Origin of the sequence: Pseudomonas wuhanensis (genome assembly GCF_030687395.1) — a bacterium.
Taxonomy (GTDB): Bacteria; Pseudomonadota; Gammaproteobacteria; order Pseudomonadales; family Pseudomonadaceae; genus Aquipseudomonas; species Aquipseudomonas wuhanensis.
Genome location: NZ_CP117430.1, coordinates 614,166 through 638,337 on the forward strand (window position 1 = coordinate 614,166; position 24,172 = coordinate 638,337).

The 24,172-nt window shown below is 59.1% G+C and carries 19 protein-coding genes, 1 tRNA gene and 2 pseudogenes; 4 read left to right on the forward strand and 18 right to left on the reverse strand.

Going from position 1 to position 24,172, the window contains the following annotated elements:
* Nucleotides 1–3: 3 nt before the first annotated feature.
* The 8 genes and pseudogenes from pqqD to PSH88_RS02845 all read right to left on the reverse strand — a co-directional run bounded on the left by pqqD (nt 4) and on the right by PSH88_RS02845 (nt 8,034).
* Nucleotides 4–279 (reverse strand): pyrroloquinoline quinone biosynthesis peptide chaperone PqqD, encoded by a 276-nt coding sequence (gene pqqD, locus PSH88_RS02810; protein ID WP_052967135.1) that lies wholly within the window; start codon nt 277–279, stop codon nt 4–6.
* Nucleotides 276–1,029 (reverse strand): annotated as a pseudogene (gene pqqC, locus PSH88_RS02815) (pyrroloquinoline-quinone synthase PqqC). The gene pqqD and the pseudogene pqqC overlap by 4 nt, the downstream one beginning before the upstream one ends.
* A gap of 127 nt (nt 1,030–1,156) precedes the next feature.
* Nucleotides 1,157–2,068, reverse strand: a complete 912-nt coding sequence (pqqB, locus tag PSH88_RS02820) for a pyrroloquinoline quinone biosynthesis protein PqqB (RefSeq protein ID WP_253418016.1) — start codon at nt 2,066–2,068, stop codon at nt 1,157–1,159.
* 84 nt (nt 2,069–2,152) lie between these two features.
* Complete coding sequence (pqqA, locus tag PSH88_RS02825) at nt 2,153–2,227, reverse strand: pyrroloquinoline quinone precursor peptide PqqA (RefSeq protein ID WP_009045898.1); 75 nt, start codon at nt 2,225–2,227, stop codon at nt 2,153–2,155.
* Between the two features lie 156 nt (nt 2,228–2,383).
* Nucleotides 2,384–4,822, reverse strand: a complete 2,439-nt coding sequence (pqqF, locus tag PSH88_RS02830) for a pyrroloquinoline quinone biosynthesis protein PqqF (protein ID WP_305424850.1) — start codon at nt 4,820–4,822, stop codon at nt 2,384–2,386.
* Between the two features lie 38 nt (nt 4,823–4,860).
* Complete coding sequence (locus PSH88_RS02835) at nt 4,861–5,655, reverse strand: carbon-nitrogen hydrolase family protein (RefSeq protein WP_305424851.1); 795 nt, start codon at nt 5,653–5,655, stop codon at nt 4,861–4,863.
* A 12-nt stretch (nt 5,656–5,667) separates the two neighbouring features.
* Complete coding sequence (locus PSH88_RS02840; RefSeq protein WP_305424853.1) at nt 5,668–7,350, reverse strand: flavin monoamine oxidase family protein; 1,683 nt, start codon at nt 7,348–7,350, stop codon at nt 5,668–5,670.
* Nucleotides 7,351–7,572: 222 nt separating this feature from the next.
* Nucleotides 7,573–8,034 (reverse strand): Lrp/AsnC family transcriptional regulator, encoded by a 462-nt coding sequence (locus PSH88_RS02845; RefSeq protein ID WP_007980298.1) that lies wholly within the window; start codon nt 8,032–8,034, stop codon nt 7,573–7,575.
* 137 nt (nt 8,035–8,171) lie between these two features.
* Here PSH88_RS02845 and PSH88_RS02850 point away from each other — a divergent pair, with 137 nt between their 5' ends.
* Complete coding sequence (locus PSH88_RS02850; RefSeq protein WP_305424854.1) at nt 8,172–8,816, forward strand: peptidase M41; 645 nt, start codon at nt 8,172–8,174, stop codon at nt 8,814–8,816.
* Between the two features lie 67 nt (nt 8,817–8,883).
* Here PSH88_RS02850 and PSH88_RS02855 read toward each other — a convergent pair.
* The 8 genes and pseudogenes from PSH88_RS02855 to rpsU all read right to left on the reverse strand — a co-directional run bounded on the left by PSH88_RS02855 (nt 8,884) and on the right by rpsU (nt 20,090).
* A pseudogene (locus PSH88_RS02855) lies at nt 8,884–9,193 on the reverse strand (DUF3077 domain-containing protein).
* 1,093 nt (nt 9,194–10,286) lie between these two features.
* Nucleotides 10,287–10,529 (reverse strand): hypothetical protein, encoded by a 243-nt coding sequence (locus tag PSH88_RS02860; protein WP_138866401.1) that lies wholly within the window; start codon nt 10,527–10,529, stop codon nt 10,287–10,289.
* 10 nt (nt 10,530–10,539) lie between these two features.
* Complete coding sequence (locus PSH88_RS02865; RefSeq protein ID WP_305424855.1) at nt 10,540–11,040, reverse strand: hypothetical protein; 501 nt, start codon at nt 11,038–11,040, stop codon at nt 10,540–10,542.
* Between the two features lie 502 nt (nt 11,041–11,542).
* Nucleotides 11,543–11,619 (reverse strand) — tRNA-Ile (locus PSH88_RS02870).
* Nucleotides 11,620–11,634: 15 nt separating this feature from the next.
* On the reverse strand, nt 11,635–15,381 hold the full coding sequence (locus PSH88_RS02875; RefSeq protein WP_305424856.1) for a bifunctional diguanylate cyclase/phosphodiesterase: 3,747 nt from the start codon (nt 15,379–15,381) through the stop codon (nt 11,635–11,637).
* A gap of 122 nt (nt 15,382–15,503) precedes the next feature.
* The gene (gene rpoD, locus PSH88_RS02880; RefSeq protein WP_007904230.1) at nt 15,504–17,351 is read right to left on the reverse strand and encodes an RNA polymerase sigma factor RpoD; all 1,848 of its coding nucleotides are present in this window, start codon (nt 17,349–17,351) and stop codon (nt 15,504–15,506) included.
* A gap of 67 nt (nt 17,352–17,418) precedes the next feature.
* The gene (gene dnaG, locus PSH88_RS02885; protein ID WP_305426933.1) at nt 17,419–19,392 is read right to left on the reverse strand and encodes a DNA primase; all 1,974 of its coding nucleotides are present in this window, start codon (nt 19,390–19,392) and stop codon (nt 17,419–17,421) included.
* 482 nt (nt 19,393–19,874) lie between these two features.
* The gene (gene rpsU, locus PSH88_RS02890) at nt 19,875–20,090 is read right to left on the reverse strand and encodes a 30S ribosomal protein S21 (RefSeq protein WP_002551877.1); all 216 of its coding nucleotides are present in this window, start codon (nt 20,088–20,090) and stop codon (nt 19,875–19,877) included.
* Nucleotides 20,091–20,289: 199 nt separating this feature from the next.
* On the opposite strand from rpsU, the gene tsaD reads away from it, so the two are divergent.
* Nucleotides 20,290–21,315, forward strand: coding sequence for a tRNA (adenosine(37)-N6)-threonylcarbamoyltransferase complex transferase subunit TsaD (tsaD, locus tag PSH88_RS02895; protein WP_305424858.1), 1,026 nt, complete (start codon nt 20,290–20,292; stop codon nt 21,313–21,315).
* A gap of 23 nt (nt 21,316–21,338) precedes the next feature.
* Here tsaD and plsY read toward each other — a convergent pair whose 3' ends face one another.
* Entirely contained in the window at nt 21,339–21,908 is a 570-nt protein-coding gene (gene plsY / locus PSH88_RS02900; protein WP_305424859.1) for a glycerol-3-phosphate 1-O-acyltransferase PlsY, read from the reverse strand.
* Nucleotides 21,909–21,982: 74 nt separating this feature from the next.
* On the opposite strand from plsY, the gene folB reads away from it, so the two are divergent.
* The gene (gene folB / locus PSH88_RS02905; protein WP_253552248.1) at nt 21,983–22,336 is read left to right on the forward strand and encodes a dihydroneopterin aldolase; all 354 of its coding nucleotides are present in this window, start codon (nt 21,983–21,985) and stop codon (nt 22,334–22,336) included.
* The gene (gene folK, locus PSH88_RS02910) at nt 22,327–22,845 is read left to right on the forward strand and encodes a 2-amino-4-hydroxy-6-hydroxymethyldihydropteridine diphosphokinase (protein WP_305424861.1); all 519 of its coding nucleotides are present in this window, start codon (nt 22,327–22,329) and stop codon (nt 22,843–22,845) included. The genes folB and folK overlap by 10 nt, the downstream gene beginning before the upstream one ends.
* A gap of 82 nt (nt 22,846–22,927) precedes the next feature.
* Here the strand turns inward: folK and PSH88_RS02915 are convergent, their stop codons facing one another.
* Nucleotides 22,928–24,157 carry a multifunctional CCA addition/repair protein gene (locus tag PSH88_RS02915; RefSeq protein ID WP_305424862.1) on the reverse strand — a complete coding sequence of 410 codons (1,230 nt, stop codon included), beginning with the start codon at nt 24,155–24,157 and terminating at the stop codon, nt 22,928–22,930.
* Nucleotides 24,158–24,172 lie beyond the last annotated feature (15 nt).

A 24,172-nucleotide genomic window follows, 5' to 3' on the forward strand; every position in this document is an offset into this window, starting at 1 on the left:
GAATCAGGCAAGTTCGATCCAGTGCTGAGCACGGGCGACCTCCATGAATTGCTCGATGTCGTCACCGAGCTCAGGCACGTCGGGGAACTGCGCGCCCAGTTCGGCAATGATCGCCGCGACATCCCGCTGACCATCAATCAAACCGCCAATCAGCGCAGCGCTGTCGTTGAGTTTGATCATGCCTTCCGGGTAGAGCAGCACATGGCCTTTTTGCGCTGGTTCGTACTGGAAGCGGTAGCCGGTGCGCCATGTCGGGGTTTTGCTGCGATCGAAACTCATAAGGTGATTCCTTTATGCCAGACCCGCTGTTCGGTCACGCTGTGGTACGGCGGGCGGTTCAGTTCGTAGGCCATGCTCATGGCATCGAGCATGCTCCAAAGAATGTCCAGTTTGAACTGGAGAATTTCCAGCATGCGCTCCTGGCCTTCCCGCGTCGTGTAATGCTGCAAAGTGATCGCCAGACCATGCTCCACATCCCGACGCGCCTGGCCCAGACGCGTGCGGAAATATTCGTAACCGGCCGGGTCGATCCAAGGGTAATGCTGCGGCCAACTGTCGAGGCGCGATTGTGTGGATCTGCGGCGCGAACAGCTCGGTCAGCGAACTGCTGGCGGCTTCCTGCCAACGAGCCCGACGGGCGAAGTTGACGTAGGCATCTACGGCGAAGCGCACGCCTGGCAGTACCAATTCCTGAGAGCGCAGTTGATCCGGGTCGAGGCCGACCGCTTGGCCGAGGCGTAGCCAGGCTTCGATGCCGCCCTCTTCGCCGGGGGCGCCGTCGTGGTCCAACAGGCGCTGAATCCATTCGCGACGAATCTCGCGGTCCGGGCAATTGGCCAGAATCGCGGCGTCCTTGAGTGGAATGTTCACCTGGTAATAGAAACGGTTGGCGACCCAGCCCTGGATCTGCTCGCGGGTCGCCCGGCCTTCATACATCGCCACGTGATAGGGGTGATAGATATGGTAGTAGGCGCCCTTGGCGCGCAGGGCCGCTTCGAATTCGGCGGGGGACATTGCGGTGTCAGTCATTGCGGTTCTCCGGGAACAACCGGTGGATTCTTTGGTGTCTGGTCGGGCGCCTTCGCGGGCAAGCCCGCTCCCACAGGATTACGCGGTCTATTGTGGGAGCGTGGCTTGCCCGCGATGGGGCCATCCGCTACAGCACAATACTCATGCCGTCATAAGCCACTTCAACTTCACGACGGGCCAGCTCCGCACGCTCCGGCGAATCCTCATCGAGAATCGGGTTGGTGTTGTTGATGTGGATAAGCACTTTGCGCTGCTTGGGCAGTTGTTCCAGCACTTCGAGCATGCCGCCGGGGCCGTTCTGCGCCAGGTGGCCCATTTCCCGACCCGTGCGGGTGCCAACGCCACGGCGCTGCATCTCATCGTCGTCCCACATCGTACCGTCCACCAACAGGCAATCGCTGCTGGCCATGATTTTCAACAGCGGTGCATCGACCTTGCCCAGGCCCGGTGCGTAGAACAGTTTGCCGCCGGTGCTCAGGTCTTCGACGATCAGGCCGATGTTGTCGCCCGGATGCGGGTCGAACCGATGCGGCGAGTACGGTGGTGCAGCGCTACGCAGGGGCAGCGGGGTGAAGCGCAGGTTCGGGCAGGCCGGGACGGTGAAGCTCTGATCGAGTTCGATACGGTTCCAGTTCAACCCGCCATTCCAGTGAGTCAGCATGGTGAACAGCGGGAAACCGGTGCTCAGGTCTTCGTGGACCATGTCGGTGCACCAGACCTGATGCGGGCAACCTTCGCGCAGGCTGAGCAGGCCGGTGGTGTGGTCGATCTGGCTGTCCATCAGGATGATTGCGCTGATGCCGGTATCACGCAGCGCGCGGCCTGGCTGCATTGGCGCGAAACTCTGGAGCTGGGCGCGGATGTCCGGCGAAGCATTGCACAGCACCCAGTTCACGCCGTCATCGGAAATCGCGATGGACGACTGGGTGCGCGCCTCGGCCCGCAGGCTGCCGTCGCGAAAACCTGCGCAGTTCACGCAGTTGCAGTTCCACTGGGGGAAACCGCCGCCGGCGGCGGAACCTAGAATCTGGACAAACATGGCCGCTCCATCATTGAAAACTGAAAATAAAAACGCCCCGGCAAGCCGAGGCGTAGCACTGCATTCTCTACCAAACGGTAGAGCTTAGCGGCTGGCGAAGTACATGGTGACTTCGAAGCCGATACGCAGGTCGGTGTAAGCAGGTTTGGACCAGGACATAGGAGCGCTCCTTCGGGTGGATGGGACAGTTGAGACCTATACATATAGTCCACCTCCAGTCGGAGATGTTCAGATAGTTAGGTGGCTATGTTACTCAAAATTACAGAGCGATTGGCTGAGAATCTTTGAGAAAGCTAATTGCAGCGCCGGTAATGATCAGTTTGCCACTTGCCAAGGCGCCCCGGAACAAGGCCCGCTGGCCAGACAGCGCCATCCGCCGTCGGCCCGATTCAGTCGTTGTGCCGCCGCCAGCAAGGCTTCGCGGTCGATCATCAGAATCGCCTGAGGCAGACGCTTCAGGTAATCAGACGAATGGCCGGCCAGTTTGCCTTGCCAGAGCAGCTCGGCGGCCTGGGCGTTGGGCAGGGCGGTGTCGTCGAATTGATCGGCCAGCGCTTGGCGTTGAGCGATGAAGGTCGCTTCATCGATGCGGTCGATTACCCCTTCCAATTCGCTGAGGAACTGTTCGATGTGTTCCAGTAAATCCATGGGCGCGACGCTCGGCGATTGCACACCGAACAGCAGCCCGGTCTGACCGTGTATCTGGCGTAGTCCGCTGAAAACGGCATACCCAAGTTGCAGCTCCACTCGCAAGCGCTGGTAAAACGGCGTCTGGCACACGTGTGCGAGCAAACGCCAGGCGGCTTCATCGGCGATGTCATGGGTTGCTGTCGGACAAAAAAGTAACAGCACGTGTTCGCTGGATTCGGTGGCGACGGTACTCCAGAGATGCTGTGAGCGAATCGACGGAGACGGCGTCAGTTGACTGTCCGCAGTGCCGGGAATACGACTCAAGGCAAGCCCCATTGCTGCTTGTGTCTGGGCAGACAGGCCTATTGCCAGGCCATCCCAGCGTGCGCTCGACCAGAGTTGCTGCAGGTCATCCGAGGCTACGGTGTGCTCAAGGCATAGATCGGGCAGTGCCTTGAGCAATTGTCGAATCGGCATCAACGCAATGGACGCCGGCTCTTCGTGTGAGAGATCGGCATCAGGTTTTGTCAGTTCTTTCAGCGCATGTTCGAGGATTGTCGGCATCGGTTCCTGCAGGCCCGTCATCTTCAGCAGCCATTCACTGCCCGATGCGCTGAAGGAAAAGTCGACACCGGCCTGACGCGCTTCTTCGCGCAGCATCCGCAGGTTGTTTTCCAGATTCGACTGAAGGTGGCTGTGGGGTGCGGATTCCAGGCGCCAGCGCAGATAAACCGCACCTTCATCCGTGTTATCCGGCAACGCCTGAGTGAACTGCATCGGCGATCGTTCGCGGCGGCTGCGTAAGCGATCCTGGGCAAAGGTCCGCAGGCCACGGTGGGCGCTGGTCTGGCCGCGAATCAATCCGGCATTCGGGGCTGGAGTTTCGGCGCGCAAAAACGGGTTGGGGGGCGGCAGTTGCCACTGGCCGGTGAAGTTATCCACAGCGCCAATTTGTTTGAGGATTGCCTTAAGGGCGACAACGCCCTGTTCGGACAGCCCGGCTTCAAGTTGTTCGCTGTCTTGCTGGGCAAGTTGCAGGGCGCTGCTGACTTGCTGTTGGCGCTGCAGCAGGGCTGCATACTCCTCGCGCAGTTCGGCCCAATCCCGATGGGAGGCAAAGAAGCCCAGCCAATCCAGAAGCCGTTCGCGGATCACGTTGTCCGGCTGCATGATGTGGACGGGCCGTGTGAATTCGATGTGTAGCAAGGCTTGGCCAGCATAGTGATAGAGCGGCGCGGCTTTCAGGTTGTCCGCCAACCCGGATTCTCGCAGCTGCGCCAACAGGCCCCCGGGTTTTTCGGCGTTCAGCCAGTGGCACAGGAACGCCAGCGCTTCGGGCGATGAGTCGGGCAGCACTTCGAAGGCGAACAGCAGATCCAGCCGACGTTCTCCAGCCTGTTGATAACTATTGTCTGAAGAATCCATTAACAGGGTGGGTTTTGTCTGCGGGACTTTTTCGCCGGGGGTAATAGCAACGGCAAACGCCTGCGCCATCGCCTTCAATTCATCGAGACTCTGTGGCCCGGCCAGGCTCAACGTCATCTGGCCGGTCTGATAAAACCGCTGATAGAAGCTCTTCAACGCTTGCTGAAATTCGGGCTGCGGCACCGGCAGGCTGTAACGGTTTCCCGCATGAAACGCCCGTAACGGATGAGCCGCCGAGAGTCCATCGAACAGCGCGAACTGCTGTTGGGCCGTCGCATCCCGCGACCAGGCGACAAATTCGGCGTGCAGCACTTCCCGTTCCCGCCGCTGATCGTCCGGATTCATACGCGGACGAGCGAGCATGTCTGACAGGCGCTCCAGCCCAGCGCTGAACGCCTGAGGCGGCAGTTCGAAAAAGAAGTCCGTCGTCCGTTCGCTGGTGCGCGCATTCACCTGCCCGCCATGACCTTGCACGTAGGCCATCAGCCCTTGCCCGGCGGGAAAGCGTTCTGTACCCAGGAACAGTAAATGCTCAAGAAAGTGCGCCAGCCCCGGCCAGGCCAGTGGCACGTCGTGACTGCCAGCAGCGACCCGCAACGCGGCGGCGCAGCGCTTCAAATCGGGAGCATGACGCAGCGTCACCCGCAGACCGTTGGCGAGGGTTTCAGTGTGGCGGCGAGGGTGATTCAGCGCAGGCATGAGCACTTCCAGAACAGAGAAGCGCTAATGCTAGCGGATTAGGGCTTGTTCAGCTCGCCGTATAGCTCGGGACGGCGGTCGAGGAAGTAACGATTGGCGGCGCGGGAATTGATCATCAGCTGGCGATCCAGCTCACCGACGATCAGCGCTTCATCAAGACCGGCCTGGGCGATACGGCTGCCGTCCGGCGCGGCGATGCTGCTCTGGCCGCAATACTGGATCTCGCCCTCGCTCCCGCAGTAGTTGGCGTAAGCCACATAACACTGGTTTTCGAAGGCACGGGCGCGGACGGTGACGTCGGCAATGAAATCGTAGGGAATCATGTTCGCCGTCGGCACCAGAATCAACTCGGCACCGGCCAGCGCCAGACGCCGGGCGTTCTCCGGGAATTCCAGGTCGTAGCAGATCAAAAAGCCAAGCTTCCAGCCGTTGAGTTCAACCAACGGAAACTCATCCGGCCCGGGGCTGAACATCGAGTGATCGAGATCGCCGAACAGATGAGTCTTGCGGTAGTTGCACAACCGCTCGCCATTGGCGTCGATCAACTGCACGGCGTTGTAGATCTGCCCGTCCTCGGTGCGCTCCGGGTAGCCATACAGAATGGCAATCCCCGTCGCCTTGGCAATGCGCGCGATGTGCTGCGCCGATTCACCGTTATGCACCTCCGCCAGCACGCTGACCGCATCGGTGCCGATGTTGTAGCCGGTCAGGAACATCTCAGGCAGCACCAGCAAATCTGCGCCCTTGGCCTCCAGCGCCAGTTGATGCAGGCGTTGCAGGTTGCCCGGGACATCCAGGGGCAGCGGTGGACATTGGTAAAGGGCTACGCGCATTTCGGATTCCTCTTACTCGGGGAGGGCGATCGGACCGATCTCGTTGAACACATCGCCTGGACCCGGGTTTTCGGCGTGAGTTTCACCGCCGAAGTGTTTCATGATCCCCCACACCGCGTTGAGCGATGTCTGCACCGCGCCTTCGACCCAGGCCGGCGTCCACGAAACGTCATCGCCAGCGATGAAAATCCCGCGCTGCTCGGCCGGCATGTCGTCCTGCATGAAGTGCGCGTACATGCGCTGGTTGTAACGGTAATGGCCGGGCAGAGCACCTTTGAAGGCTCCGAGGAAATGCGGGTCGGCTTCCCACGACACGGTGATCGGATCGCCGATGATCCGCGCGGCGATGTCGACTTTCGGGTAGATCTTCTTCAACGCATCCAGCGCCAGCTTCACGCGTTTTTCCACTGGCTGTGGAAGCATTTTCAGGGCGTCGCTCATCCACGAGTACGAAAGACAAATCACCCCTGGCTTGTCGTCGCCGTTATCGAACAAGTACGTGCCACGGGTCAGGCGATCAGTGAGTGTCATGCTCATCAGGTCGCGGCCTGTTTCCGGGTCTTTGTCCTTCCAGAACGGGCGGTCGACCATTACGAAGGTTTTCGATGACTGCATGTAACGGGTGCGGTCCAGGGCCATCCACATCTTTTGCGAGAACAGGGTTTCGTCGCATTCGATCTGGGTGGTCAGCAGCCAGCTCTGGCAAGTGGTCAGCACCGCTGCGTATTCGCGGGTGTCGCCCCAGTTGTCGGTGACCGCAAAACGGCCGCCTGCCGCGTGGGCAATTTTCTTCACGCCGGTACGTGGCGCGCCGTTGTGCAGCGAGCTGAGGCTGGTGCCTTCAGGCCAGTGCACGCAACGCTCCGGCACATGGCGCCAGATGCCCTGCGGCACTTGTTCCACGCCGCCGACCACCAGGTGTTGGTGATCGTCGCAGTTAGTCATCACCACGCGGAAGATTTCCAGCATCGAGTTGGGGAAGTCCGAATCCCAGCCACCGGTGCCGAAACCGACTTGGCCGAATACTTCGCGGTGATGGAATGAGAGCTTGGCGAAGGCTTCGGAGGTGGCGACGAAATCGTAGAACGTGCGGTCGTCCCACAGCGGCACCAGGGTGTTCCACAATTCCTTGAGGCGCGGCACATCGCGGTCGCGGATAGCTTGCTGGATGTCGGAAAACTGCGAGCCGGCTTCCAGAGCATCGGCCCAGGCGTCAGCGACTTCCTGGAACAGTGCAGGAAGATCCGCCAGTTTCTGTGCGTAATGAGTTTTGCCTTCCAGATCGATCACCGTGCTGCCCGACGCAGGCGTCAACGGGTTCGGGAAAGGCTTGGTCTGGAGGCCGAGCTTGTCGACGTAGTGATAAAACGCGGTCGACGACACCGGGAAACGCATCCCGCCGAGCTCGGCGATGATGCCTTCAGCGCCATTGAAGGCCTGGGAGCGCAGACGACCACCCATTTTCGAGGCTTCGTAGACGACGGGTTTAAGGCCCAGCTTCATCAATTCGTAGGCAGCCACCAGGCCGGCAATACCTGCCCCGACAATCGCCACTTCGGCGCCGTGATTGTGCGCCGGAATGCTGCCCAGACCGGCCGGGTGTTCGATCCAGTCGTCGAAAGCGAAAGGAAAGTCCGGGCCGAAAACGGTGACCGGTTTTTTACCGTCTGCAGGATGGCGATTGTTCTTGTTCATGGCTGACCCTTGCTGGCGACCTGACGCAGAGTGCGCGTCTGAGTATAGGAAAAGATGGCAGCCATTCTAGAGAGCGTAGAACACGTTAATAAGACGCAATGTGTCGTCGTTTTGCTAATTGTCTGTGCAGTATGACGATCTGTTGCTACACACTGTTCAATGTGGGAGCGGGCTTGCCCGCGATGAGGCCCGACCAGACACCGAAGACTTACCGGCAGAAACTCAAACCGGCTGCCCCCGATCAATCTTGCTGCTCAAGATGATCGAAGTCGTTGTTTTCTCCACCCCATCCACACTGCCAATCTGATCCAGCAACTGATCAAGCTGTTCCGGTGAGTCGGTGCGCAACCACGCCACGTAGTCAAATTCCCCACTCACCGCACACAACTGCTGCACCTGAGCCATGGCGCTAAGACGACGCAGCACTTCCTTGCCAGACCGCGGTTGCACCGTAATCCCGACGTAAGCCTGCAATCCGCCATCCACTACGCGCTGACCCAGGCGCACACCGTAACCAGTGATCACCTTGGCCTTTTCCAGCCGAGCCAGGCGCGACGTCACCGTGGTACGGGCGATGCCCAACTGCCGGGCAAGCATGGCCACACTTTCACGGGCATTGATCTGCAGGGCGGCGATCAATTGGCGGTCGATTTCGTCGAGAACAGGCGGGCGGGTGTCAGGCAAAGGGGTATCTCCAGCGGTACAGAGCAATGGGCAGGCATATTACAGGCAGTCCATCCCTCAACGAGTTAATTGGATAGACACAAATTGTCACTCGTAGTCGAATGCGCAACCAGGGGCTGTGAAGCGAGGGGATCGAAATGAAGAGCATGCCTGCGGCTCTGCGAGACTATGCACTGCAGATTGCCAATCACGAAATAGGGCATTACGTCGTAGCCCGAGCCCTGGGATTTGAAACGGGTGATGTGACCCTGAAAGTGACCATGGGCCTGACGCACCATGGCGGGGCTTCCATTACCTTGACGCGGTCAATTTCGTCGCTCGAAGCCATGAAGGAACATTTGGAAGCCCGGATAATGGTCCTCTTCGCCGGAGCCATGGGGCAGACATTGCCTGCAAAGCATTCGCCCGAGAAACGCGTCGATAAGTCGAAAGCGGCCGCCATCCTGAACGGTGAGTTTGGAGCGGAACAGGATCACGCAAAAATAAGAGAGTTGCGGTACTTGCTTCGAAATATCACCTACCCCGATACGGATCCAGCGTCGTCCGACAGCATCATTGCTGAGTTGACAGACATTAATGATCGCTTGTGGTTGCGCACTCAAAAAATCGTAGAGGAATTGGCCGATACGATTACTGGATTGGCAGGGCTTCTGGTAGAGCGCATGGTCATTGTGGAGCAGTGGGGGAGGCCGGCGGATACGTATGAGGTTGTGTTGACGGGTGAAGTGCTTGAGCGGCTGGGGCCGGTGCAGGCCATTCCGGCGTTAAGTGTTTCGGCTTAAGCATCCGAACTCCCGATCATCTGGAAGCCCCGAAAAATCGGGGCGTGTTTCAAGGAATGAGCAGGCGCTACTCTTCGGACTCCGTCGCCGTGCGGGCAGGTCGCGGTGTCAGCACTTTCACCACATCATCAATCACCGCTTTGCTCATCGCCGTCAGATAGTGTGCGGCCCAGGCGTGCCGGTCGGTGTCTTTTGCATAGGCGGAGTCCTCGGCAAATGATTTGGCGAGGGATAGCAAATCGGAAGTTTGAGTCAATGCGTCGAGGATGGGGGGCGCCAGCGCTCACGTGGAACAGTGGTTGATCCGAGCAATAGATGAAGGGCGTGAGGCCGATGGTTTTCAGTTCGGAAGCTGCGGGCGAATCTGTTTTATTCATGTTGTAACTCCTAATTTGAGGAGCTGTCACGTTCTTTTCCAAGCGAGTGGGTGGCAGCTGTGCGCAGGTTGGAAAACCGGGAAATTAGGAAACCGGCACGCCCGAAGACGTCCCGCGCACAGCCGCCATAACTCAAAAGTGCAAGCTAAAAAACGTTTGCAATCGTGAAGGGGGCGCTGTTGCGACTAATTTCGACGGGTTTCCAAGCCCGGTCGCTGATTGGCAGCGACCGGGCTTGGAAACCCGTCGAAGAAAAGCCCAACAAGGCGGCAAAGTGCCTAAATGCGCCCATTACGCAATTCTCGGAGTTTGCCTACAACCTTGGCGGACGTCATCCGATAGTTCGAAACCTTCAGTAAAGCAAACCTACATGTCAGACACGAAAAAGCCGCGCATTTGCGCGGCTTTCGTGTTTGGTGGGCCCAGTAGGACTCGAACCTACGACCAAGGGATTATGAGTTGCTGGGCGAGCTGATATGCCTAGAGAAAGCGTTCGTAGGTGAACGTAGGTTGGCATAGCTGGAGGCCCCGTAATACGTGGTGTTAAACGTAATTTTGAGAAGGTTGCTCAAGCTGAGTACTCTACCGTGGTTGTACTGATTTTGCAGCCTTTGAGTTTCGCAATTCGCCCCGCAGTGAATTCTTCGCCCACGATCTTCTGTAGTGCCCCCGGGCTAATTCTCTCGCAGCTCCAAACCACGTTCCATTCACAGATCGAGAAGCAAAACGCGGCTTGGCCTAAGGCATGCGTATAGTCTGACTTTAAAGGTTGGCGATTGCGGTGACCTTTCATGTGCGCTAGATCCGTGCTGTCTAGGATCAGAATTAGGCCGCGCCCGCAGAGTTGGCGAGGCTGGTCAATGTGGCATTACACATTTCCGACTGCACCTGGCCTGCGTTACAGCCGCTACCCATCATTTAGCAGTGATTTTGGCGGCATCTAACCTACGTTAGGAGTTACCAGTATGTTCAAAGTAACCCCCAATCCGCCGGCAAGGTCCAACGCTAAGATCATCGATCAACGCGCTGTTGATCGACTGTTGTCCCATATGATTTTGGGTCAGAGACGGCACCGAGAAATCGTGCCAGGGCTTCAGTCCCCCTCCGTGAACCGCCGCCGCGTCAGGAAAAGCACCACGCCCAGCGGCACGGCCAGCAGTGCTAGCAGCTCCAGGTCAAAGCCCAGCACTTGCTGCTCACCAACCTTGAAGATGCTGACCAAGCCCGTTGCCAGCAGCGCCAAACCCAGCCACTTGCGCAGCGGGTATGGTTTCAGAAACTGAACGAGGATCGCGCCCAGCACCAGAAGGACGATAGTTTGCATGATGTAGGGCATGTGCAGTTCCTCAGACCTTGATGACCAGCGTCACGACAGAGCGCTGTGGGCCAATCCCGCCATGGACCTCTCCCTCGATGCTGATCAGCACGTCACCTGCATGCAGGTTCGGCAGGGCCCCTTTGAGGTACCAGTTGACACCTGTCGTCACGACTGCACCTGAAGCCCAGCCAATGAGCGGCCCGCCCAACGCACCTACCCTCCCGGCAACGCCACCTGAGGCCGCAGCAATTCCCTTGGCGACGTTGCCGCGCATAGTGCTGATAGCATCGGCCTGCTGCCGGGTCAGGGGATTGGAAATGCAGACTGTCAGCAGGCATGGCAGGTTTCGAGCCTGCATTCGGTCGTACATATCGACGACCATGCTGTTGACTTGGTAATGGGCGCGTTTCGCTTCGCCAAAGTGCAGCTCGCGCAGGCGACCTCGGTCGCTTTCCATGAGGGTGATTTGAGACAGATTGAAGACGATCCCTTCCTCGGACCTGTACTGCGTGGTCTTCTCGAACTTCATGCGCGTATCCATTCGTGCAAAAAGACGATGATTTTCTACAGGCGGTGACTAAGATGCAAACGGTCTTTGATGTGAGGCCCCTGGGAATTTGACGTCTGCACGGGTCTCATCGCCAGCTACCGCACCCCCGCAAGGTCAGTTTTCGGTCAGTGGCAACGGCGACGGCTCATTCGGCGTCCGAAAGTGTACTGTGGGACCTGAAGCAAGAGAACAATAGCTTCGACCTAGATTCGGCTTACGATCAGTATGATCGTGCTCGGGAGATGTCAGCTGCGTTGGAGCTGGGCACTATGCTGGGACGGTACTCCTTCGCGGTGCCGGATGAGGTTGCACGCGGTGAGTTGCGGCTGTTGCGCAATCCAGAGGATGACCTGTAGGCCAAGGCACCTCCTTGAAGCGCCTTGGCGGCTGGCGAACCAGAATTGTACCCTTGGACCATAGGACGGTATCTGTGGTGGACCAGCCAGAAACGCGAAAGCCGCGCAATGCGCGGCTTTGGAGTTGGTGGGCCCACACGGACTTGAACCGTGGACCAAAGGATTATGAGTCCTCTGCTCTAACCAACTGAGCTATAGGCCCTCAGTAGGCCGCGGATTATAGCGATGGTTTCTCGGCTGTGCTATCCGAAAAATCCAATATGGCTGTACGAAGAAACGTCGTGGCGAATTCGTCGGGGGGAAGCGGCAGGCTGACGATGTAGCCCTGGATCTGCTCACAGCCCTCCGCAGCCAGGAATTGCTGCTGGGCCTGGGTTTCGACGCCCTCGGCGATGACGGTGAATTGCATGCTGCGGCCCAGGGCAATGATCGCGCGAACAATCGCTGCGTCATGCGGGTCGTCCGGCAGGCCGCGGACGAAGGATTGGTCGATCTTGAGGATGTCCAGCGGCAGGCGTTTGAGGTAGCTCAGCGACGAGTAGCCGGTGCCGAAATCATCGATCGCCAGTTGCACACCCAGGCGTTTGAGTTGGTGCAGCACCGCCAGCGCTTCTTCGGCCTGGCTCATGATGAAGTTTTCAGTGATTTCCAGTTGCAGGAAGCCGGGTTTGAGGTGGTTGTCCTTGAGCAATTGCTCGATCCGGCCGAGCAGGTTCGGCTGGCGCAGTTGAGCGCCCGCGAGGTTGACTGAGAGTGGGCCCAGGCACTCATAGACCTGATTCCACTCGTACATCTGTCGGCAGGCGGTCTCAAGTACCCAATCGCCGATTTGCAGGATCATGCCGTTTTCTTCGGCCAGGGGAATGAAGTGCTCGGGAGGTACATCGCCGAAGGTGGGGTGATGCCAGCGAATCAGTGCTTCGGCGCCCACTACTCGATGATCGTCCAGACTGATTTTGGGCTGGTAGTACAAAAACAGCTCATTGCGCTCCATGGCGCGGCGCAGTTCATGCTCCAGCGCCACGCGTTCGCTGGCCTGGGCGGTGAGGTCGCGGGTGTAGCTTTCAACCCGGTTACGGCCCTTGGCCTTGGAGCGATACATCGCGGCATCGGCATTCTTGACCAGTGTGGCGACGTCGCAGCCGTCCCGGGGATACAGACTGGTGCCGATGCTGGCGCTGATGAAAAACTCGTGCTCGCCGGCCTGGAAAGGAGCGGAGAAACAATTGAGCAGCTTGGTGGCAATGTTGTCAGCATCGCTGGACTGTTGCAGGCCGGGGAGCAGGATGATGAATTCGTCACCACCCAGACGCGCCACGGTATCGATATCGCGCAGTTGCTCCTTGAGGCGCACGGCAATGCCTTTGAGCAGCAGGTCGCCGACCGGGTGGCCGAGGCTGTCGTTGATGTGTTTGAAGCGGTCCAGGTCGAGGAACAGCACCGCGCCCTGGCCACCGTTTTCCTGCTGGTTGTTCAGCGCGGTCAGCAGTCGGCTTTCGAACAGCGTGCGGTTTGGCAGACCGGTCAGCGGGTCGTGGTGTGCCTGGTAGTCGAGTTTGGCCTGCGCGTGCTTGAGGCTGGAAATGTCCGCGAACACCGCAACAAAGTGGGTGATGAATTTATCCCGGTTGCGCACAGCGCTGATGGTCAGCCAGCTCGGATAGAGCTCGCCGTTCTTGCGCCGGTTAGAAATCTCGCCTTGCCAATGACCGTCGGCGGTCAATTGATGCCACATCGCCGCATAAAATGCGCTGTCATGCAGGCCCGAGGCGAGCAGGCGAGGGGTGTGGCCCAGAGCTTCGCTCTCGCTGTAGCCGGTGATTTCGGTGAACGCACGGTTGACCGCGCTGATGTGCTGTTGGGTGTCGGTGATCAAGACACCCTCGGCAGTGCTCTCGAACACCGTGGCGGCCTGCTGCAGTTTCTCCTGCATCAGATGCCGCTCGGTAATGTCCCGGGCGATGGTCAGCATGCAATCCTCATCGCCGATGGGCAATGGACGGCTTGAAACCTCACAGAGCCGAATCTGCCCGTCTTTGCGGCGGATGTGGCAACTGAAGTCGCGAACAAAACCATCTCGGTGCAACAACTCGAGCATCTGTTTGCGTTCGTTGAGATTGACCCAGATCCCCAGGTCCAGAGCCGATCGATCCACGGACATCGCGCTGTTGAAGCCGGTAATACGGCTGAAGCCTTCGTTGACTTCCAACAGCAAGCCGTCGCTCTGCCGGGACAGCAGCAGGCCATCGGGGGAGGCATGAAAGGCCTTGGCGAATTTCTCTTCGGAGGTTTGCAGTTGTTGCTGGGTTTCCTTGAGCTGACTGATGTCCCGCACGACGACTACCAAGGCTGGGGTCGTATCGAGGTCGAAAGGCTCGGCGGAAATCAGGCCGGTAAACACCTGGCCATTGCTGCGGCGAAAGGGCATCTCCAGGTTGCGGATGCTGCCGGCCTGTAACCGCTGCAATAAACCCGGCCCCACGCCGGGTACGCCCCAGATGTTCAGGTCGGTGGCGGTCTGGCCTATGACGTCTTCGGCCTTGAGGCCTATCTGTTCCTCGAACGCTTCGTTGACCTCCAGCAGACAACCGTCGGAAAGGCGAGCGATTACCAGAATATCCGGGCATTGCTGGAACACTGACGCGAACTTCTGTTCCGACAGGCGCAGCGCCTCTTCAGTGCGCTTGGCTTCGCTGATGTCGATCATCAGCCCGCGCAGTACCGGTTCATGGGCGTGCTCGATCAGGCTGACGATATCGCGGACCCAAAGGCAGCGGCCGTCGGCGGTGATGACCCGGTAATCGACGCTGTGATCGCGCCCGGCCGCCACTTCACGGTCGCAGAAGGTCTGGGCCCGGGTAAGGTCCGCGGGGTGGATGATGTTGCGCCAGAAGCCCGGAATCAGCCAATGGGGCAGGGGATAACCAAGGAGGTCCTGAGCGTGAGGTGACACGTAACTGTAGGTGTAATCGCTGATCCGGGCTTCCCAGGCGATGGCTGAAAGACTCTCCACCAGCCCGCGGTAATGGTATTCGCTGCTGCGCAGTTCCTGTTCCAGAGCGACTCGACGGGCAATTTCCGAACTGAGTCGGCGGTTGATCCGGATAACCACTGCCAGCACGATCATGAGAAACAGCAATCCTGGCAGGCCGTAAATCAGCACGTCGAGCCAGAAGGTTCGATGGTCCAGGACGTTACCAACCCAGTGTTCCTGGATGGCACTGATTTCACTCGGGGTCATGTCTGCCAGGACTTTGTCCAGGATGCTGACCAGCAGCTTGTTGTTCGGGGGCACGGCCATCGCCAATTGGTAGCGATAGGGTGTTTCACCGCTGACGTAGAGCCCGTCGAGCTTGAGTTGGCGCAGGCTCCAGACACTGGAGGCGAGATCGCCCACGACGGCGTCTACGGCGTCGGTGGCCAGCGCCTGCAGCGCCGAGCTGACGTTGGGCATCGCCACCAGATTCAGGTCGGGATGGTGGGTGCGCAATAGTTCATGGGGGGCATAGTTTTCCACCACGGCGATCTTCAGCCCGTACAGGTCTTCGAGTTTGCGCGGTTGGGGGCCTCCGACGTGAGCCAGAATGACAATTGGAAAGTCGAGATAGGGGCGGGTGAACGACAGATACGTCTGGCGCTCGGGAGTCGACATGATGCCCGGCAAGATGTCTAGCTTGCCTTTTTTTGCCTGCTGCAAGACTTCGGTCCAGCTGACCGGTTCGATGGGCGTGAGTTTGATGGCCAACCGTTGACGGATGACGTTGATGTAGTCCGCTGCCAGGCCCTGATAACGCCCGTGTTCGTCGCGAAATTCAAACGGTGGCCAGGACGCGTCCACGCCCAGGCGCAATTCCGGGTGGGCCGTCAGCCAGCTACGTTCTTCGTCGGTAAGAGTCAGCGCGCCAGCCGTTGCGGTCCAGGTCATCAGCGACAGCAAAAAAAGCACGGTCGGCCATCTGGGCATAACGGTCTCGTTATGGCTTGGGGGAATGTTTCGAGTGTAGACGGGCTATGCGGCGGGGGGGATGTACGGGGCATTTAATCTGCATAAAGCAAAACCCCCGGCCTGGGCCGGGGGTTTTGTGATCACTCGTCGAGGAAGGAGCGCAAATGCTCGCTTCTCGTCGGGTGGCGCAGCTTGCGCAGCGCCTTGGCTTCGATCTGACGAATCCGTTCACGGGTCACGTCGAACTGCTTACCAACCTCCTCGAGGGTGTGGTCGGTATTCATGTCGATACCGAAGCGCATGCGCAGAACCTTGGCTTCACGGGCAGTGAGGCCGGACAGGACTTCGCGAGTCGCTTCTTTAAGGCTCTCAACAGTGGCGACATCGATTGGCGACTGCATGGTCGAGTCTTCGATGAAGTCACCCAGATGAGAATCTTCGTCATCACCGATCGGGGTTTCCATGGAGATCGGCTCTTTAGCGATCTTCAACACCTTGCGGATCTTGTCCTCAGGCATTTCCATGCGTTCGCCCAGCTCTTCCGGGGTCGGTTCGCGACCCATTTCCTGCAGCATCTGCCGGGAAATACGGTTGAGCTTGTTGATCGTCTCGATCATGTGCACCGGAATACGGATGGTGCGGGCCTGGTCGGCGATCGAGCGAGTGATCGCCTGACGGATCCACCAGGTGGCATAAGTCGAGAATTTGTAGCCGCGGCGGTATTCGAACTTGTCTACCGCTTTCATCAGACCGATGTTGCCTTCCTGGATCAGATCGAGGAACTGCAGACCGCGGTTGGTGTACTTCTTGGCGATGGAGATCACCAGACGCAAGTTCGCTTCGACCATCTCTTTCTTCGCGCGGCGGGCCTTGGCCTCACCGATCGACATGCGACGGTTGATGTCCTTGATCTCTGCGATCGTCAAACCGGTTTCGGTTTCCAGCGCGGTCAGCTTTTGCTGGCAACGAATGATGTCCGGTTGCAGGCGACCAATGGCTTCAGCGTATTTGCTTTTGCCTTTGGCCAGTGCATCGGTCCAGCTTTCGTCGACTTCATTGCCCGGGAACTGGCGCAGGAAGTCGGCACGCGGCATACGGGCATCACGAACGCACAGTTGCATGATCGCGCGCTCTTGCTGACGCAGGCGATCCAGGGCACTGCGAACACGCTCGACCAGGCCTTCGAATTGCTTCGGCACCAGTTTGATCGGCATGAACAGCTCAGCCAGGGCGATCAGCTCGGCGATTGCCAGCTTGTTGCCACGACCATGCTTTTTCAGGGCCTTGCGGGTGATTTCCATCTGATCGGCGACGGCGCCAAAGCGCTGTGCGGCGATAACCGGATCCGGACCGCTTTCGGCTTCTTCTTCGTCATCGCTCGCTTCGGCGTCATCGTCGTCGGTGTCGTCGTCCGCTTTCACGGCTTTCGGGTCGACAGGCGGTGGCACTTCGGCTGCAGGCGGCGCAATGCCGTCGTCCGGGTCGATATAACCGCTCAGGACGTCGGAAAGGCGGCCACCTTCGGTGGTGACGCGAGTGTACTCGGAGAGAATATGGTCAACCGTGCCAGGGAAGTGCGCGATTGCGCCCATCACTTCGCGGATGCCCTCTTCAATACGTTTGGCGATTTCGATTTCGCCTTCACGTGTGAGGAGCTCTACCGTACCCATTTCACGCATGTACATGCGCACAGGGTCGGTGGTGCGACCAATGTCGGTCTCGACCGCTGCCAACGCTGCTGCTGCCTCTTCGGCCGCGGCTTCGTCGGTATCGGCGTCGGCCAGCATAAGGGAATCCTTATCTGGCGCAACCTCGAATACGTTGATCCCCATGTCATTAATCATGCGGATGATGTCTTCCACCTGTTCCGGATCTGAAATATCCTCCGGCAGGTGGTCGTTGACCTCCGCGTAAGTCAGGTAGCCCTGCTCACGACCAAGTGTGATCAACTCTTTGATACGAGACTGCTGTTGCGCTTTTCCGGACATAACACCCTATCCACTGAAGGTCTTGGCGGGCAAAAAACAAGCCGAGGATTATACCTGAGCTATGACCTCACGCGCCAGTTGAGGTCGGGCTTGATGCGGAAACATTGCGACTTAAAAGGTCGCGCAGTTGATTTTTCTCTTCGGTGCTCAATTCACTTTGACGGGCTTTTCGAAGAAGTTGTTCCAGGTTTCGCTCGCGTTGGCGGGCTGACAAGCTAGTAATGGTGTCGAAAAACTGTTGTTCAAGGTTATCTCCATCAATCAGCCATTCCTTTTCTGCCAGCGCTTTGAGCAGTCGGCCTTGTTCGGTGCCGTGCCAACGCGCAATCAGTTGAAATGAGTTTAGCTTGGGATTTTTCTGTACGGCTTCGAGCAGGGCGACCAACAGTTGCGTGTTGGTATGGTCCTCGGCAGCGAAGTGCCCGGCATCCTCGACTTTCTCAGCCAGTTGCGGGTGATGCAGCAACGTGCGCAAGGCGGCCAGGGTGGGTGGCTCTACAGCGGCCGGCACTCGTGGGGCGCGCGGTTGATCGCGATCACCGCCACGTTTGCCGTTCTTGTCCCACGGCTTCTTGTCCCATTTCTTGCCGCCTGCGCCAGGCTTTTTCGGCGTCCATTCCTGCTGCGGCGCGTACATCTCTTGCGCCTGCGGCTGATGGTAGTCGCTGTAATCCGGCATGGCGTCGTAATCAATGCCCGGATCGTAAGCGGGTGGCGCTTCCTGGGGCTGAGGCGTGCTTTGCACGAGTTGGCTCACGGCTTCACCGCTAAGCCCGGTAATTTCGCTCAGGCGCTGGCGCATCAAGATGCGCAGGTTGGCGCCCGGGACCTTGTCGATCAGCGGTGCGGCGAGGGTGGCCATGTGGGCCTTGCCTTCGAGGGAGCGCGGGTCCGATTCTTCGGTCAACTGTTGAAAAAAGTAATCGGCCAATGGCTGGGCGTGCTGATTGATTCGCGCGCGGAAGGCGTCAGTGCCCTCGGAGCGGACCAGCGTATCCGGGTCCTCGCCCTCAGGCAGGAACAGAAAGCGCGCCCGTCGCCCGTCCTGCAGGCATGGAAGGGTTGCTTCCAGTGCCCGCCAGGCGGCATTTCGGCCGGCCTGGTCGCCATCGAAGCAAAACAGCACGTTGGGCACGACGCGAAACAGGCGCTTCATGTGCTCTTCGCTGGTAGCGGTGCCCAAGGTCGCGACGGCATTGCGCAGGCCTTGCTGGGCGAGGGCGATGACGTCCATATAGCCTTCGACGACGATGATTTCGTCGAGGTTGCGGTTGTTCTTGCGTGCTTCATAAAGGCCGTAGAGTTCCTGGCCCTTATGGAAAACCGGGGTTTCCGGTGAGTTCAGGTATTTCGGCTTGTCGTCGCCCAGCACTCGGCCGCCGAAGGCGATGATGCGCCCGCGACTGTCGCGGATCGGGAACATCACGCGATCGCGGAAGCGGTCATAGCGCTTGCCGGTTTCGGCGTTCTCGATCAGCAGGCCGGCATCGATCATGGCCTTTTGCTGCAAGGTATCGCTGCTCAAGTGCTTGTACAGATTGTCCCAGCCGGGCGGGGCAAAACCGAGGCCGAAGTCCCGGGCGATTTCTCCCGTTAGTCCACGACCCTTCAAGTAATCCACGGCGGCTTTGCGCGACGGATGGCTTTTCAGCGCTTGACGATAAAAGTCGGCGGCGGCGGTGAGCAGCGGATACAGCGGCGAATCGGTGGGCTGCCGCGGTTTGTGCGGCCGACCGCTTTCTTCGCGGGGAATTTCCATGCCGGCGGCTTTGGCCAGTTCTTCGACAGCCTGGACGAAATCCAGGTTGTCGTGGTCCATCATGAAGCCGAGGGCGTTACCGCCAGCGCCGCAGCCGAAGCAGTAATAGAACTGTTTGTCGGGGCTGACGCTGAAGGAGGGGGTTTTCTCTTTGTGAAACGGGCAGCAGGCAGTGTAGTTCTTGCCGGCTTTTTTCATTTGCAGGCGCGAGCTGACCACGTCGACGATGTCGGTGCGGTTCAGAAGGTCGTCAATGAAGCTCTGGGGAATTAGCCCGGCCATGGCGTTCTCGTCATCTGCGCTGAAATGGACCCAAAACGAAGGGCGGCCGAACACGGAGTCGTTGTTTGAGGCGCGCATGGTATGCGGCTCGACCGGTGTCGTCTGCGTATCGCTGTCGGGAAGTGTATCTGCCGAAAATCCACTGACGTTAGTACCAATCAGTATTCGACTATTTGAAAGTATTTCGCTGAATCCGGCGACGGCCAGTCATTGGCCTCGGATAGCTCATAAGCGGGCACGCAAGAAGGTGCCTTGGGCTGATCGTCGTGAGAGGAATCAGTGGGTGTGCTCGTCAGTAGCCTTGGAAGGCTCGTCAGAAAAGACGTGCACCGCTGGCAAAAGAGCCAGGTCTGACGCTGTGAAGCAGGTTTGTCTCGGTCGCGTCTGCGGCTTTGACGGTGAAGCATCAAGCGTTGTCCGCAAATGCCATTAGCCCGGCTGAGGGCCGGGCTTGGCAGAAGCTTGCTACGATCGTCTGTGTATTAGTACAGACGAACGGCGCGGCGCTGTTCGCGCTGAACTTTCTTGGCGTGACGCTTAACAGCGGCTGCTGCTTTGCGTTTACGCTCAGAAGTTGGCTTCTCGTAAAATTCGCGGCTACGAACTTCAGCCAGTACACCGGCTTTTTCGCAGGAGCGCTTGAAACGACGCAGAGCTACGTCGAAGGGTTCGTTCTCTTTTACTTTGACGGCTGGCATCCAGAGCTACCTTCATTCATTACCGGGGTCAACATCCTCGCGGCAAAAGAGCACTTGAAGACGTCGGTTTTTAAGGGTTGCGGATGTTAACCCCTCATCGCTCGGAATGCAAAGCCTCTGATCGAAAACCGCTGGTCGGGGCATCACGCGACGACTATTATGCGCGCCTTCGAATTCAGCCTCTACAAGGCGCAAACCCATGCTAGTACTGGGATTAGAAACCTCTTGCGACGAAACCGGTGTCGCACTTTACGACAGTGAGCGCGGGTTGTTGGCCGACGCGCTGTTCAGCCAGATCGATCTGCATCGTGCCTATGGTGGCGTGGTGCCGGAGCTGGCTTCGCGTGATCACGTCAAGCGCATGCTGCCCTTGATTCGTCAGGTTCTGGCCGAGGCCGGCTGTGTGCCGACCGAGATCGACGCCATCGCTTATACCGCGGGCCCTGGCCTGGTCGGAGCCTTGCTGGTGGGGGCTTCCTGTGCCCAGGCGCTGGCCTTTGCCTGGGGCATTCCGGCCTTGGGCGTGCATCACATGGAAGGTCATTTGCTGGCGCCGATGCTGGAGCCGCAGCCACCGCAGTTCCCGTTCGTCGCTTTGTTAGTGTCCGGTGGTCATACACAGCTGGTTCAGGTCGACGGGATTGGCCATTACACGCTCTTGGGCGAGACCCTCGACGATGCTGCCGGCGAAGCATTCGACAAGACCGCGAAGATGATGGGCCTGAATTATCCGGGCGGTCCGGAGATCGCACGTCTGGCGGAGCAGGGCGTTGCAGGACGTTTCACTTTCCCGCGTCCGATGTGTGATCGTCCAGGCTTGGCGTTCAGCTTCAGCGGCCTGAAAACCTTTGCTCTGAACACCTGGCAGCAGAGCGTCAACGCCGGGGACGACAGCGAGCAAGCCCGTTGCGACATCTCGCTGGCGTTCCAGCAGGCCGTGGTGGAGACTTTGACCATCAAGTGCAAGCGAGCCCTGAAACAGGCGGGTCTCAAGCGTCTGGTCATCGCGGGGGGCGTCAGCGCCAACAAAGCGCTGCGTACTTCACTGGAGAAAATGCTCGGCGACATGAAGGGCGATGTGTTTTATGCCCGTCCGGAGTTCTGCACCGATAATGGCGCGATGATTGCGTTTGCCGGCTGCCAGCGCTTGCAGGCCGGCCAGCATGAAAGCCTGGCGATCAGCGTGCAGGCGCGTTGGCCGATGGAGCAACTGTCGGCGCTGTGATGAGCGGCGCTCACGTGCGGTATTTAAAAATGCCGTTCGCGCCCGGCAAACAGGTCGCGTAGATTGCCGCGATGACGCCAGACGATCAGGCCCGTGAGCGCGCTCATGGGCAGCAGTGCCGTCGGTTCTTGCCAGGCCAGCAACGGCAGGGTCAGTGGTGTGGCAATCAGGGCGGCGAGGGAGCTGGTGCGGGTCAGGTAGAACGTCAGCAGCCAGGCGCAGACCGCCAGCAGCGCGGCGGGCGGGTAGAGTCCCAGGAGCATGCCGGCCGCAGTGGCGACACCCTTGCCACCGCGAAAGCGGAAGTACAGAGGAAACAGGTGACCGATAACGGCGCAGACGCCGATCCAGGCCTGTTCTTGCAGTGAAAGGCCCATTGCACCTGCGATCAATACGGGCAGCAGGCCTTTGTTCAGGTCGCCGAGCAAGGTCAGGATGGCGAGCTTCTTGCCGGCCAAGCGCAACATGTTGGTGGCACCGGCATTGCCCGAGCCACTCATTCGCGGATCGGGGTTACCGGTCAGGCGGCTGAGCAAAATGGCGAAGGACAGAGAGCCGAGCAGGTAGGCGAGGATCGCCAGTAACCAAAACATGCTAACTATTCCGGGCGAGGACGCCCTGATTCTAACGGCGCATTGCGCCCTTGTCGTGCAGTGGAGAGAAGTGCTTGGACAGAGTGTTTATCGAGGGCCTGGAAGTCGACACCGTGATCGGTGCCTACGACTGGGAACGAGGCATCCGACAGTGTCTGCGACTTGATCTGAGCTTCGCCTGGGACAATCGCCCGGCCGCCGCCGGTGATGACCTGACCCTGGCGCTCGACTACGCGAGCGTTTCGTCGCGCATCCAGGCGTTCGCCGAGCAGGCGCAGTTCCAGCTGGTGGAGACCTTTGCCGAGCGTCTGGCGGAAGTGCTGATGAGCGAATTCAAGATCACCTGGATGCACCTCAAACTGACCAAGCCAGGTGCCGTCCCGGCGGCCACAGGTGTGGGTGTGGAGATCGAGCGCGGATGTCGCTGACTCAGGTGTATCTCGGGCTCGGTAGCAATATCGAGCGCGAATCCCATTTGCAGGCAGGCCTGGACGCCTTGGCGGGTTTCCTGGTGGATATGCGCTGCTCGGCGGTATTCGAAAGCCAGCCGGTGGGGATCAAGAGCGGGCCGTTTTTCAACTTTGTGGTCTCGGCTTTCACCGATCTGCCGCTGATGGAGCTGGATCGACGGTTGAAATTCATCGAAGCGGATAACGGCCGTTATGCGCCGGACCGCAAGGGCTTGCCGCTGGATATCGACGTACTGCTGTTCGGCGACCTGGTGGGCAACTTCGACGGTTTGATCTTGCCGCGTGCAGAGATTCTGAAAAATGCCTTCGTGCTGTGGCCGTTGTCGCTGATTGCGCCGGATAGAGTGCATCCGGGCGTAGGCAAGAGTTTCGCGACTCTGTGGAGTGAGGCGCAAATCGATCAGGTGTTGGCGCCGGTGGCGTTTGAGTGGCGGGGCCAACAGTTGACCCCTTCCGATTTGCTTTGACGCTGCTGACGCTTTCGCGGGCAAGCCCGCTCCCACGGGTTCTATGCAAAATCCTGTGGGGGCGGGCTTGCCCTTGATGCTTTCAAACTGACGCCGCCGCTTTGTAAACCTTCAACGCCTTGAGCCGCTCGCGCTTGATCGCCTCGCCCAACTCCGGCCCCTTGAAGCCCTTCTCCAGCAACGGCTGAACCGCAACACTTCGCGCCGCAGTTGCCGCGCCCCGCAAATAATCAGCCTGTGGATAACTTCTTTGCTCCAGGCCTTTACGCCCCCGAGCGTCCATCTCGCACGCCGCGATAAATTCCTCAAAGCGCTGAGGTCGACGATAAACGTCGAAACTCTGCAGTAACTCCAGCAAGGTCGACGGCTTCAACTCCAGCGCCCGATGGCCATGGGTGTGATACTCGCCCACCAGCAGCGCCAGTTCCTGACAATCTTTCGGTGCCTTGAAGCGCTCGTTAACCGCTTTGATCAGCTTCAGGCCTCTGTGTTCGTGGGCGATGTGGCGGGGCCATTCTTCCTCGGGCGTCAGTCCTTTGCCCAGGTCATGCAGCAGGCAGGCCCAGCGCACGGTCAGCGGTTGTTTGTGCAGCGCCGCTTGCTCCAGCACGCTCAGGGTATGCACGCCCGTGTCGATTTCCGGGTGATGGGCTGCGGGTTGCGGTACACCGAACAGCGCGTCGACTTCCGGCATCAGTACCTTGAGCGCGCCGCACTCGCGCAGCACCTCGATGAATACTTGGGGTTGGTCTTCCATCAGTGCGCGGGCGATTTCTTTCCAGCTGCGCTCGGGAGTCAATGCCTCCAACTCACCCGATTCGCTGAGTTGGCGCATCAGCTCCAATGTCTCGGGGGCGACGGTGAAACCCAGTTCCGCATAACGCGCGGCGAAGCGGGCAACGCGCAGAACACGGAGCGGATCTTCGGCGAAAGCGGGGGAAACGTGACGAAGCAGGCGCGCCTGTAGATCCCGCTGGCCATGGTAGGGGTCGGTCAGGTTCTGCTGGGCGTCTTCGGCCATGGCGTTGATCGTCAGGTCGCGACGAATCAGATCTTCTTCGAGCGTGACGTCGGGGCTGGCGTGAAAGATGAAGCCGCCGTAGCCGCGCCCGTTTTTGCGTTCGGTGCGAGCGAGGGCGTATTCCTCACCGCTTTTGGGGTGAAGAAATACCGGGAAGTCCGCGCCCACTGGACGAAAGCCCTTGGCGAGCATTTCTTCGGTGGTGGCGCCCACAACGACCCAGTCGATATCGGTGACAGGCTTGCCCAGCAGGCGATCGCGTACAGCACCGCCGACTTTATAAATCTGCATAAAAACCTCCGTTAG